Annotated in this window: 9 protein-coding genes; 7 read left to right on the top strand and 2 right to left on the bottom strand. The window is 40.3% G+C overall.

The window, feature by feature from the left end; genetic code table 11:
* Nucleotides 1–4 precede the first annotated feature (4 nt).
* Entirely contained in the window at nucleotides 5–1210 is a 1206-nt protein-coding gene (locus NQT65_RS09935) for an aspartate aminotransferase family protein (protein WP_256851088.1), read from the bottom strand.
* 182 nt (nucleotides 1211–1392) lie between these two features.
* Here NQT65_RS09935 and NQT65_RS09930 point away from each other — a divergent pair, with 182 nt between their 5' ends.
* Together NQT65_RS09930 and NQT65_RS09925 are read left to right on the top strand one after the other, a co-directional pair.
* On the top strand, nucleotides 1393–1821 hold the full coding sequence (locus NQT65_RS09930) for an Lrp/AsnC family transcriptional regulator (RefSeq protein ID WP_004586440.1): 429 nt from the start codon (nucleotides 1393–1395) through the stop codon (nucleotides 1819–1821).
* A gap of 128 nt (nucleotides 1822–1949) precedes the next feature.
* Entirely contained in the window at nucleotides 1950–3122 is a 1173-nt protein-coding gene (locus tag NQT65_RS09925) for a cellulose-binding family II protein (RefSeq protein ID WP_256851087.1), read from the top strand.
* A gap of 64 nt (nucleotides 3123–3186) precedes the next feature.
* On the opposite strand, the gene NQT65_RS09920 is transcribed toward NQT65_RS09925, so the two are convergent.
* Nucleotides 3187–4119, bottom strand: a complete 933-nt coding sequence (locus tag NQT65_RS09920) for a hypothetical protein (RefSeq protein ID WP_256851086.1) — start codon at nucleotides 4117–4119, stop codon at nucleotides 3187–3189.
* A gap of 371 nt (nucleotides 4120–4490) precedes the next feature.
* Here NQT65_RS09920 and NQT65_RS09915 point away from each other — a divergent pair, with 371 nt between their 5' ends.
* The 5 genes from NQT65_RS09915 to NQT65_RS09895 are packed head-to-tail and all read left to right on the top strand — an operon-like array spanning nucleotide 4491 to nucleotide 13598.
* Complete coding sequence (locus NQT65_RS09915; protein ID WP_004586437.1) at nucleotides 4491–4793, top strand: isoamylase early set domain-containing protein; 303 nt, start codon at nucleotides 4491–4493, stop codon at nucleotides 4791–4793.
* A gap of 9 nt (nucleotides 4794–4802) precedes the next feature.
* The gene (gene malQ, locus NQT65_RS09910) at nucleotides 4803–6800 is read left to right on the top strand and encodes a 4-alpha-glucanotransferase (RefSeq protein ID WP_256846274.1); all 1998 of its coding nucleotides are present in this window, start codon (nucleotides 4803–4805) and stop codon (nucleotides 6798–6800) included.
* Nucleotides 6793–9012 carry a 1,4-alpha-glucan branching protein GlgB gene (glgB, locus tag NQT65_RS09905; protein WP_256851085.1) on the top strand — a complete coding sequence of 740 codons (2220 nt, stop codon included), beginning with the start codon at nucleotides 6793–6795 and terminating at the stop codon, nucleotides 9010–9012. Before malQ ends, glgB begins: the two co-directional genes overlap by 8 nt.
* On the top strand, nucleotides 9005–11068 hold the full coding sequence (glgX, locus tag NQT65_RS09900) for a glycogen debranching protein GlgX (RefSeq protein WP_256851084.1): 2064 nt from the start codon (nucleotides 9005–9007) through the stop codon (nucleotides 11066–11068). Before glgB ends, glgX begins: the two co-directional genes overlap by 8 nt.
* On the top strand, nucleotides 11061–13598 hold the full coding sequence (locus NQT65_RS09895) for a glycogen/starch/alpha-glucan phosphorylase (protein WP_138684793.1): 2538 nt from the start codon (nucleotides 11061–11063) through the stop codon (nucleotides 13596–13598). Before glgX ends, NQT65_RS09895 begins: the two co-directional genes overlap by 8 nt.
* Nucleotides 13599–13607 lie beyond the last annotated feature (9 nt).

Raw genomic sequence — 13607 nt, 5'->3', positions numbered from 1 at the left:
TAAATTAGCCGTTTACTACGTCGCTTACTGCTTTTTCAAAGCGTGCTAGGCCTTCTTTAATATCTTCAAATGGAATAACTAAAGAAGGGGTAAAACGAATAACATTCACGCCTGCAACAAGGTTCATTAAACCATTGTTAGCACTGGCAACTAAAAAGTCACGTGCGCGGCCTTCAAATTTTTCGTTTAATACCGCACCAATAAGTAAACCTTTACCACGTACTTCGCTAAATACGTTGTATTTTTCGTTAATTGCATTTAAGCCATCGCGAAATAGTTGTTCACGCTCTTTAACGCCGTTGAGTACATCCGGTGTGTTTACGGTGTCAAATGCAGCTTCTGCTACTGCACAAGCTAGTGGGTTACCACCGTACGTAGAGCCATGCGTACCTACTTTTAAGTGCTCTGCTATATGAGTACGAGTGATCATAGCGCCAATAGGAAAACCACCGCCTAAAGCTTTAGCCGTAGTTAAAATATCGGGCACTACACCTAAACCTTCGTAAGCGTATAAATCGCCAGTGCGGCCAACGCCTGTTTGTACTTCATCAAAAATTAGCAGTGCATTGTGCTTAGTACATAACTCGCGTACTTTTTTAGCAAATTCATCTGTTGGTGAAATAATGCCGCCTTCACCTTGTAGTGGCTCCATCATTACGGCACATGTTTTATCACTGATGAGTGCTTCAAATGCTGCAATGTCGTTATAATCACAATGCATAATGTCGCCAGGTTTAGGGCCAAAGCCATCAGAGTAAGCAGCTTGGCCACCCACGGTTACTGTAAAAAATGTACGGCCGTGAAAACCTTTATTAAACGCAATGATTTGTGATTTATCTTCGCCGTGTTCGTCAAGTGCAAAACGACGAGCAAGCTTAAGAGCCGCTTCGTTGGCTTCTGCGCCTGAGTTTGCAAAATACACTTTATCAGCAAATGTCGCTTCAACCATTTTTTGTGCTAAACGCAGGGCTGGCTCATTAGTCATTACATTTGATAAGTGCCAAATTTTCTCGCCTTGCTCTTTTAAAGCAGATACAAGCGCTGGGTGACAGTGGCCTAAACAATTAACGGCAATACCGCCTGCAAAATCAATAAACTCATTGTTATTTTGATCCCACACACGTGAGCCTTCGCCGCGCACTGGAATAACTGCCGACGGATTGTAGTTTGGCACCATTACATCGTTAAATAAGTCTCTTGTTACTTGCATTATGTACACCTAAAAATTGTGAATATTGAATAAAGATTAGCAAAATAAAAACGTTAGCGTTTTCTCAGCTAGGTAATTTTTGTTATTAAGCACTATTATCGAAGGTTGTAGGTTAAATTTGCAGTGCTATTTTGTGAAAAATGATTACAATAAAAGTCAAAATGACGAAATTAATAAGCAATATGATAACTCCACAAGACGAAAAGCTACTTTCAATTTTAAAAACCAATGCAAGAGCCAGTATTTCTGACTTAGCACGCATGCTTAATTTATCGCGCTCTACCGTGCAAAGTCGTATGTTAAAACTTGAAGAAACAGGGGTTATAAAAGGCTATAGCGTAGATTACGGTGAAGACTATTTGACCAGTATGGTCTCGGCTCATGTATCTATAAAGGTGATGCAAAAACTCACCACTAAAACCAATTTAGAACTTAAACAGATTGATGCTATTTCCCAGCTTTATGCCATTAGTGGGGAGTTTGATTTAATTGCTGTAGTGCAAGCGCAAAACTTAGAAAAGCTAAGCCATTTACTTGATGATATAGGTAATTTAGATGGGGTAGAGCGCACAACATCGTCAGTGATTTTAGAAACTAAATTTAAGCGTTAAAGTTAAGTGTTACTAAAGCGAAAGGTTACCTATTGATTTAACTTAATATTTAATTTTATCGAAGTTAGATATTTTGGCAAAGCCTTACTATACTAATTGTAATTAACACAATTATTTAGCAATGGATTATGCCCACAACGTTATTTTTAGCACTTTTAACTTTAACTGAACCCTTAAAATTTGGTACCAATGTATCGCTTACAACACCAGATAATGCGGTTAACCAAGTGCAATGCATTTTACACAATATGGACATGCCATTTGAGTTGCAATCGTTACCTTGGCTGAGGGCTCGTCGCGAGGTAAAACAAGATAGGTTGGATGGGTATTTTACAACGCATTTAACCTCTGAGATGAGCCAGTATGGTAAGTTGTCATCACCTATTTACCTCGAAAATTGGTACTGGTTTACTCATCCCGATAGCGTTAATAAAGACCCGAAAAAATTACGTTATGGCGTGGTCCATGGCAGTTATCAGGCTAATTGGTTTAAAACGCAAAATATTACCTCGTTAGTTGAAGTAAACTCGCTAGAAGAAATAGTAAATGTACTTCACCATCATAGAGTAGACAAAGTATTACTTGATTTAGATGATTTTAATAATGCTGCCGATCACTTAGGTATTGACGCATCTGCCTACCCGCGCTCATTTTATCGTTATGTGCCATTAGGGGTTTTTGCTGCTAATAAGCTTATTAATTCGCACCCTTCTTTTTTAGAAAAATTCGATGAAACGATTCCTCAATGCGCCCCTGCGCCGTTTTATTTATCACAGGGTGAACAAGTACAAATACTAAATACGTTGTTAGAGCCAATAAAGGCGTTAATTTCACAGCCAATAATTACCGATGCCGCGGCGCAAAGTAACCATATAAAGCTGAAAAACAAAGCGCTTAGAATCGCTGACGAGCTTTGGATAAAAGAAGTCAAAACACATCAACATGATTTAGCTAAAAATATGTTACTTACTGATGCTTCATTATATTTAAAACAATGGCAAAGGCAGTTCAAAGGCATAATTACCGAAATTATAGTGACAGATAAGCAAGGTAAAAATGTGGCTATAAGCAAAATCACTAGTGATTATTGGCAAGGGGATGAGAATAAATTTAGCCTCGTATACCAGCAGTCTTTAGCGTATCGGTTTGACAGTGTTGAATATGATGCTTCAACACATCATTTTCAGGTGCAATTAAGTCTACCGATAAAAAATGCCAAGGGCGATCATGTTGGCGTTATTATTTTGGGAGTTGATGTAGAAAAAGCGCTGCACTCACTTAATAACAACGCATTAAATTAATAGCGTGTGCAGCGTCTTATTAAAGCCCGCGTGTATAGCAAAATTTTGTGTAAATATTGTATAGCTATTTATTTACAGCAGCCTTTGGCGCTTGTCTGATTACGGTTTTTTGTGCTTCGTTTAATTTAATAATGTAAGCATTTCCTCCTACCAGCCCTTTAAATTCTTCATCGGTAAAAATAAGCGTATTATCGTCATAAAAGGTGATCGCTTCTTTTTGCGTAACAATACCTAAATCGATTCGAGACACATCACCAGAAAAAAACTTGTCGCCTTTAAAGTTTTCGAACAGCCAAATGCTTGTAGAATCAAGTAACACAAGTTTAGTCCTGTCAGGGCTAAGAGCAGCGGATGTGATCCAACATAGTTTTTCTAAAGTTGTGCATGTTTTAAATGAATCAATCAACTGTGCATCAAAATTGGCTGCATGATCGCCCACTTTATAAACATTGGTTATGCCATCGAAAGGTTCTGTTCTATTTTTGGTAAATAAATATAAATGGCGTTTGTATTCTACGAAGGCCTCTAAATCAAAGTTGCGTTTGTTAGGCGTAATGGGAGTGCCGTCCATTTCAGGATAGGTAAACTTAATAATTTCGGCTTCGGTGGTCTCTGTTTTTATATCTATTGGATTTTCTATTTTATAGATAGTTAACCACTTTCTATCGTTTTTATTATTGCCAAAATCACCTAAGAAAAAATGACCAAATTTATTTTGCGTCATGTCTTCCCAGTCTATATTTTTAGCATTCGTAACAAGGATTTCTTTTTCAATAGCGCCATCTTCGCCCAGGCGATAAAGTTTTGGGTCGTCACCGCCATCATTAATCGCCCACAAACGCTTTTTTTTATCAAACTCAATGCCTGAAATTTCTTTTAATTTAGGGTCTACTGATAATTGCTTTTTACTATAAAGGGTATATATAGAAAGGCTTACAAAGGAGGCAAGTGCAATAAATACAATTACCGTAGTAAATAAAATGCTTTTTTTCAACATGAAATTTTTGGTATTTCAGAGACGTAAGATGCTGTGTATTATTACTTAAGCACACTGATAACGAAAGAATTTTATAGGTTAGTGTGAACCTTTATACGATTTTTTGCTCAATATATTAATAATGAAAAATGATTAAGTTGGTTTAATACTTGCTGTACATTAGTTTGTCATTAATAAGCGAAAATTTTTATCGTAATCGCACCTTATATGTGCAGGTAAAAACTTCTTTGCACTGTAATAATGCGTAAATAAAAATTTGTTTAAATTACCCGCGTTTAATGATGTTTAAATGCACCACATCGCCCTTTAAAGTGTTGTATCGGCCCTGTGGCAAAGATTAAGTACCCATTTTGGTTTAGTTGGAGCCTACTATGTTGAATAAACGTTTTTTCAAAACAAAAAATGAAGCTGAAGTTACCTTTGAGTTTACCCACCCTGATGCAGAGCAAGTAAGTTTACTTGGCGAATTTACCGATTGGCAGCCGGTGCCTATGAAGCTTAATAAAAAAGAAGGGGTATTTAAATGTAAGCAACGCTTGCCAGTTGATCAGCAGTTTCATTTTCGTTACTTAATTAATGGTGATATTTGGGATAACGACCACCAAGCAGATGACTACCTACCTAATACATTTGGCACAGAAAATAGCATAGTGAACACTCAACGCATAAATTAAGGCGAGTAAATGGACGCACTTTCGCAGTTGTTTTATCTGCACGGTATCGGTTATGAGTTTACTAAATACACGGGCGAGCAGGTTATATTTAGCGAAGACACGCGCAAACGTGCCTTACAATGTTGTGGTGTAAATACCGAAGATGAACACCAAATAGCACAGCTTAATTATCAATTAGATGTTGCGCCTTGGTTAGAGTTAGCACCTGATACCAGCTTAGTGAATTTAACTGACAACCTTTTTTATATTCGCATAGATGAGCGTCAACGTGATTTACCTGTTGCGATAACGTTGCCAAAGTTAAACGTAACCTATGAGCGTGCTAACTTACATAATTTGGCTATTACGGGCGATTACTATGTACATGGCGTGCGTTATATTGAAGTAGCAGTGCCTTTAGGGGCTATTCCGGTAGGTTATCATCAGGCGCTGGTTAGTGTAGGGGAGCAAAGCAAAGAGATTCAATTGTGGGCCACCCCAGAAAAAGTTTTTCAAGTAGATGATACTAAGCGCACTGGGCTTTCGCTGCAGTTGTACACAGTTAAAAACAAAGCAGGCCTAGGTGTAGGGGATTTTAATGATTTACTAGAGCTATGTGACTTATGTGCACAGCAGCACATGGACTACATATTACTCAACCCGTTACATTTGCTGTTTGCACAGCAAAGTGAGCGAGCCAGCCCCTATAGCCCTAATAGCCGTGCGTTATTAAATCCTTTGTACATTTGTGTTGAACTATCAGCTGATGCTAAAAACAATCCACAATTAGATGCTTTGTTACACAGTGATGAGGTAAAAGCGCTTTTTAACAGCAATGAACAGTTTATAAATTATGAAAAAGTAAGCGCAGTTAAATATACATTATTTAAAGCGCTATTTAGTCATTTTGAAGCACATGCCAGTGCTTTACGACGCGATGAGTTTGCACAGTTTTGCAAACAAAACGCCCAGACCCTAACTACGCTGAATTCAGCCAATCCTACCTTTGATTACTACTTACAATGGCAGGCTAAATTACAATTAAGCCATTGTCAGCAGCACTGTTTAAATAAAGGCATGGCAATAGGTTTAATTAATGACCTTGCTGTTGGCTGTGCAGGTGATGGCGTTGAGTATCAATCTCAGCAATCACTTTTTAGTGATAATGCCAATGTTGGCGCGCCGCCAGACCCTTGGGCACAAGCGGGGCAAAATTGGGGGCTGCCTGCACTTAACCCGCAACAATTAAAAAATGATCACTTTGCCTTTTATCGCTCACTTATTAGCGCAAACATGCAAGGCGTTGGCGGTTTGCGCATTGATCACGTTATGGCACTAAGGCGCTTATGGTGGTGCTTTGAAAGTAACCATACACAAGATGGCTGTTATGTTTATTACCCTTTTGAGCACTTATTGGCTATTTTAAAAATAGAGTCTCACCTTAATCAGTGCATAGTAATAGGTGAAGACTTAGGCATAGTCCCGCCCGAGGTAAAACACGCACTTGCAGTAAGTGGTATTTATTCAAATAGCTTATTTTATTTTGAAAAACAACATGATGGCGAGTTTTTGCCGTTACAACAATTACCTAAGCATTGTTTAATTATGATAGCGAATCATGACGTACCGCCATTTTGCGGATGGTGGCAAACAGATGATTTAGATATTAAACGTCAGTATCAGCTTATTGATGATCAGCAGTACCAACAGCAATTGCACGAAAGACAACAAGAAAAACAACGATTACTGCGTTTTATACAGTTACATAGCGCAGAGCAACTTAGCGAAACTAGCGATGCTATGTGCGTTTACGGTGAACTTGCCAAAGCACTTGCACACAGTGAGACCCGTTTATTTGCACTTCAGCTTGATGATTTAGATAAACAAACGTATCCGGTGAATATACCCGGTACTAATACCGAATACCCAAATTGGCGCCGTGTTTTAACTCATTCAAGCAACGCTATTTTTAAAAATAATGCCAGTACCTTGGCTGCAGTTAATTCAATAAGGAAAGGATATGAGTAGTACCGCACCAAAGGATTCATTACAGACCCATTACGACGCACAGGTAACTGCACTTCAAGGCGGCAGATTTAAAGACCCTTTTAGTTTTTTAGGGGCACATGCTTATAAAAATGGCTATGAAATACGCGTGTATTTACCCGCGGCTAAAAATGTAAATATTATTATTAATGATAAAAAAGTTATTGCTAAGCGTTATAACAGTAGCGATTTATTTATTGCAACAAGCAACGAAATGCCAACGCAGCCTTATAAGTGTAACGTTGAATATGCAAACTCAGCATTATGTTTTTACGATGAATATAGCTTTGCAAGCAGCCTAGATACGGATGCAATGTATTTATTTAACGAAGGCAGTTTAGAGCATGCATATAAACATTTAGGCGCACACTTTATTAATCAACAAGGGGTTGATGGAGTGCGTTTTTGTGTGTGGGCGCCAAATGCAGCCAGTGTATCTGTTATTGGCGAATTTAACCTTTGGCAAGCTAATCGTCATTATATGCGCTTTCATCCTGCGTGTGGTGTATGGGAGCTTTTTATCGCAGGGCTTCAGCCCGATACCTGTTATAAATTTTCTATTGTGACACAGCAAGGCGATGTGCTTGAAAAAGCAGATCCGTTTGCCTTTAAAATGCAGCAAGCTCCAGGTACCGCCAGTGTATTACAACAGCAAGTAACGGCTATTTCGCTCAGTGATAGCGAGCTTAAAAATCGTCAAAAGCGTAACCATATAGACGCGCCCATAAGTATTTACGAAGTGCACTTAGGGTCATGGCAAAGGGCTGAAGAAAACCGCTATTTAAGCTATAGCGAACTTGCCGACAAACTGGTTAATTACACGCTTGAAATGGGCTTTACGCATATTCAATTAATGCCAATAAGTGAATATCCGTTTGATGGCTCTTGGGGTTACCAGCCGGTGGGTTTATTTGCACCAACTAGTCGCTTTGGTGATTACAGCAGTTTTAAATACTTTGTTCAGCAGTGCCACAAAGCAAACTTAGGCGTGCTACTTGATTGGGTGCCTGGGCATTTTCCTAGTGATCCGCATGGTTTACACCACTTTGACGGCACGCATTTATTTGAACATGCCGATATTCGACAGGGCTTTCATCCTGATTGGAATACCTATATTTATAATTACGACCGCCCAGAGGTTAAAAGCTTTTTAATCTCTAATGCGATGTATTGGCTAGAGCAATTTAGCCTTGATGGACTGCGCGTAGATGCGGTGGCTTCAATGCTTTATTTAGATTACAGCCGCAAAGAAGGTGAATGGATTGCCAATTGTTATGGTGGGCGAGAAAACCTAGGCGCTATTGAGTGCTTAAAGCAGGTGAATTTGCGTAGTTATAAAAATAATCAGGGCATTATGATGGTGGCTGAAGAGTCGACCGCGTGGCCGGGAGTCACTCAAAGTGTTGATCACAATGGCTTAGGTTTTGGCTACAAATGGAATATGGGGTGGATGAACGATAGCCTTCATTACATGCAACATGACCCGCTTTATAGGCAGCATCATCATCACGAAATGACGTTTTCTATGGTGTACGCATTTAGCGAAAATTACATTTTACCGCTAAGTCATGACGAAGTTGTACATGGAAAAGGTTCGCTAATTGAAAAAATGCCCGGTGATGATTGGCAAAAATTTGCCAATTTACGTGCGTATTACGCTTTTATGTGGGCGCACCCCGGTAAAAAACTGTTGTTTATGGGCGGCGAAATAGCACAGCGAAAAGAGTGGGATCACAATCATTCTATTGATTGGCATTTGCTAGAGCATAAAAGCCACCGTGGTATACAAAACACTGTACAAGCGCTTAATACTGTTTATCAAAAGTCGCCTGCACTGTATGAACTCGACTCAAGCCCTGCGGGTTTTGAATGGATTGATAACAACAATAACGAGCAAAGTATATTTAGTTTTGTACGTTATGCTAAAAATACCCACGACTTTATTGTAGTAGTAGCAAACTTTACACCTGTTTCTTATCAAGAGTATGAAATTGGGGTACCCGCAGCGGGTAAATATAAGGTTATTTTAAACACCGATGATGACGCTTTTTTTGGCTCAGGTATTAAAGTAACAGCAAACAAAAACGCCACGGTTAGTAGCGTTAAGGCAAGCGCCCATGGCTTTTCGCATAGCATTAAAATTGCAATGGGCGGGTTAACGACTATTTATTTACAAAAGGTTGAAGATGAGTAATCGATTTGAGGTTTCACATGGGCAACCACAGCCACTTGGCGCATCTATTAGCAGTGGCGGCGTTAACTTTAGCTTGTACGCACCTAAAGCAACACAAGCTTATGTGTGCTTATTTGATAAAAGTGGGCACTCTGAAATATTAAAAGTAACCATGCATATCAACGAAGGCGGTATATGGACAGCCCATGTCGCGCCCTTAGCCGAAGGCGCATTATATGGGTATCGCGTAGAAGGAGAGTACAGTCCTGAAAAAGGTCTGCTGTTTAACGAGCACAAATTGCTGATTGACCCTTATGCAAAAGACTTATTTGGCGAATTTACATGGAGTGAGCGCCACTATGGGCAAATGCCTATTGGCACGAAAAGCACGGTTAATAATGCCATTGATATACCTAAATCACGGGTTATTAATAGCCAGCCTTATAAACATAAAAAGCCAAACCATAGCTGGTCTAATACCGTTATTTATGAGTGCCATGTAAAAGGCGCCACGTGCCGACACCCTAATATTCCTAAAAATTTACAAGGCAAGTTTTTAGGTTTAAGCCACCCTAGCTTTATTGAGCATTTACATAATTTAGGGGTTACCGCACTAGAGCTGCTCCCTGTGCATGCTTTTATAAGTGAGCAGTTTTTAACGGCAAAGGGGCTGCAAAATTATTGGGGCTACAACACGCTCAACTTTTTTACCCCGCATAAAGATTATTTAGTTGATGATGACATTAACGAATTTAAGCGCATGGTTAGCGAGCTTCATAAAGCGGATATAGAGGTTATTTTAGATGTGGTTTATAACCACACCGCAGAAGCGGGCGCCGATGGGCCGATTTTATCGCTCAGAGGGCTAGATAACCTAGCTTATTACCGAACGGTGGCTGATAAGCCTCAGGTGTATATAAACGATACTGGCTGCGGTAACACCATTAATATTGATCATCCTAAAACCTTAAAGCTGGTACTTGATAGCTTACGTTATTGGGTGCAAGTAATGGGAGTAGACGGATTTAGGTTTGATTTAGCCACCATTTTAGGCCGAAATGCCCATGGTTTTAATAGCGCCCATGCGTTTTTTCAAGCCATTGAGCAAGACCCTGTATTGAGCCGTGTAAAGCTTATTAGTGAGCCCTGGGATATAGGACCTGGTGGCTATCAACTGGGGGCTTTTGCTGCACCTTGGCGAGAGTGGAATGACCAATACCGAGATGTAATACGCCGATTTTGGCAAAGCGAAGAAGGCGTTATTGCAAATGTAGCAAAGCGTATTCATGGCTCATTTGATATTTTTGAGCACAGCCAGCGCGGGCCGCTAAACAGTATTAATTTTATTACCAGCCATGATGGTTTTACGCTTGCCGATTTAGTGAGTTATGAGCACAAACATAACGAAGCGAATGGCGAGCAAAATCGCGATGGCCACAGCGCTAATCATTCCACCAATTGTGGTGTTGAAGGATTTACTAATGATGCCAAAATTATTGCCCTGAGGCTGCAGCAACAAAAGAACTTTTTACTTACGCTAATACTCTCAAAAGGGGTGCCTATGATTGCCTCAGGCAGTGAGATGGGACACTCTCAAGGGGGCAATAATAATGCGTATTGTCAAAATAACCGCACCAGTTGGTTGGCATGGAAAGACTCACAACTAAATCATTCACTAATCCGATTTATTGACGATGCACTAAAAATAAGACGTGGTCACAGTGCGTTTAAACACAGTGTGTTTTCAGAAGATATTGACGAGCGCTTTACGGTTAAATGGTTTACCGAGCAAGGCGTAAAAATGACCAACGAGCATTGGCACGAGCCACAGCGCCAGTTTTTAATGTATAGCTTGTTAGATAAGCAAAATAAATACGCCTTATTAATCATTTTAAATGCGAGTAAAAAAACAGTTTTTTGTAAGTTACCCCCATCGCCTATCGCGGCGCAATGGGACATGGTTTTATCAAGTGTACATAACGCATCGGTGAGTAGTAAAGAGGATGCAATAGTCGAAATTTCAGCACAAAGCAGCTGGGTTTTTAGTGCAAATTTAGAGGACGATGGTCATGTCTAAGCAAGACGAAAATGTGTGTGTGGTAAAAGGGTGGCAAGAAGGCCCTGTAATTGATGAAAGCACTTTAAAAGATGATTTAACTCGGCACTTTTATTACAGTTTAGGGCGTGACAAAGTGGGTGAGTCGCAACTGTATTTATATCATGCGCTTGCGCTGACAATCAGAGATCGGCTTGTTGCACGTTGCAGAGAAACCAAACAACAAATCAAGCAAGAAAAACGCCGTAAAACAGCTTACCTATCGCTAGAATTTTTAATGGGTAGAGCACTTGGTAATGCTATTTTAAACCTCGACTTAGACGAACAAGTCTCCAGTGCACTGCAAGAATATTGCACCACAATTGAAACCGTAGCCCAGGCAGAGCACGATGCAGGGCTAGGTAATGGTGGCCTTGGGCGTTTAGCTGCCTGCTTTTTAGATAGTTGTGCAAGCCTTGCGCTTCCCGTGGTTGGTTACGGTATTCGCTACGAATACGGTATGTTTAACCAATCATTAAAAAATGGCCACCAAGTTGAGCAACCCGATAACTGGCTTCGTGAGGGGCACCCGTGGGAGCTTGCCGCGCCTGAGCAATCACAACGAGTGAAGTTTTTTGGGCACGTACAAAGTTATACCGACAAACATGGGCGCGAACACCGTCAATGGGTTGGTTGTCACGACGTATTAGCTGTGCCATATGATGTGCCTATTCCTGGTTATAAAAACGACATTGTTAATACGCTAAGGTTATGGAAATCAGAAGCGACCGATGAATTTAACTTAACCGAGTTTAATGCGGGGAGTTATTCAGAAGCGGTAGCGCAAAAAAACCTAGCAGAACAAATCACAATGGTGCTTTACCCAAATGACAGCAGTGAAAATGGTAAAGAGCTTAGATTACGCCAACAGTACTTTTTATCATCAGCGAGTATTCAAGATATCGTATCGCAATGGGTTGAACAGTACGGCGAAGACTTTAGTGACTTTGCAGCCCATCATGTATTTCAATTAAACGATACGCACCCAAGTATTGCCGTGGCAGAGTTAATGCGCATTTTGGTTGATGACTACGAGCTTGATTGGGATAACGCATGGGAAATTACAACCAGCACAATGGCTTACACTAACCACACGCTATTGCCAGAGGCTTTAGAAAAATGGTCGGTGCCGCTTTTTGCAAAACTATTGCCGCGAATTTTAGAAATTATTTATGAAATAAACGCCCGCTTTTTAGCTCAAGTGGCACAGCATTGGCCAGGCGATGCAAGTAAACAGCGCGCGCTTTCGTTAATTGAAGAAGGCGACGTGCCGCAAATACGCATGGCTTATTTAGCGATTGTGGGTAGCTATTCGGTAAATGGTGTGGCCGCACTACATACCCAACTTTTAAAAGAAGGGCTATTTAAAACCTTTTACGAGCTTTGGCCTAACAAGTTTAATAATAAAACCAACGGGGTTACGCCAAGGCGTTGGTTAGCACACTGCAACCCGGCCTTGAGTCATTTAATTACAGAAAAAATTGGCTCAAAATGGGTTAGCGATTTTGCAGATATAAGCCAATTACGCCGCTACTTCGACGACACCGCGTTTCATCAGCAATGGCAAAATGTTAAACGCGAAAACAAACAACGTCTCGTCGATTTAGTGAAAGAGCGCTGTGGTGTTGATTTTGATGTAGAGATGATGTTTGACGTACAAGTTAAACGTATTCACGAATACAAACGCCAGTTATTAAATGTACTTCATGTTATTCATTTATACGACCGTATACGCCGAGGCGATACCACAAACTTGGTACCACGTTGTGTACTTTTAGGGGGTAAAGCCGCCCCTGGTTATTACATGGCTAAAAAAATAATTAAGCTAATTAATAACGTAGCTGAGGTTATTAATAAAGACCCACTTGCAGCGCCTTATTTACGAGTTGCGTTTTTGCCAAATTATAATGTAACCGCAATGGAAACTATTTGCCCTGCAACCGATTTATCAGAGCAAGTATCGACCGCAGGTAAAGAAGCATCAGGCACTGGTAACATGAAGTTTATGATGAATGGTGCGCTTACTATTGGTACGTTAGATGGGGCGAATATTGAAATTAGAGACGCTGTTGGCGCTGATAACTTCTTTTTGTTTGGTGCGCAGGCTCATCAAATTGATGATATTAAATCGCGATATAACCCTTCACATTTAATAGAGCAAAACAGCGACCTAAGCCATGTAATGCAGTTACTCGAAAGCGGGCAATTTAACCTGTTTGAGCCTAATTTATTTGACGACATTATTAATGCTATTAAAAGCCCTCACGATCCGTGGTTGGTTGCACATGACTTTGAAAGCTATGTGGCAGCGCAAAAGCAGGTAGAGGCTGCGTATCAAGACCAAACGCATTGGACGCGAATGAGTATTTTAAATACGGCCGCAAGTGGCATATTTTCAAGCGATAGAACCATAAGCCAATACAGTGAAGATATTTGGCACCTAACCCCCCTAACTATTAGTGAAACAGACTTACACGCAACTACGAGCCATGCCACTAAGAGCACAGACTAAACGGAGAGA

The organism is Pseudoalteromonas agarivorans, assembly GCF_024518735.1.
Classification (GTDB): domain Bacteria; phylum Pseudomonadota; class Gammaproteobacteria; order Enterobacterales; family Alteromonadaceae; genus Pseudoalteromonas; species Pseudoalteromonas atlantica.
Note: the sequence above shows the minus strand (reverse complement) of the source record. Positions and strands in the feature narration are given on the sequence as shown.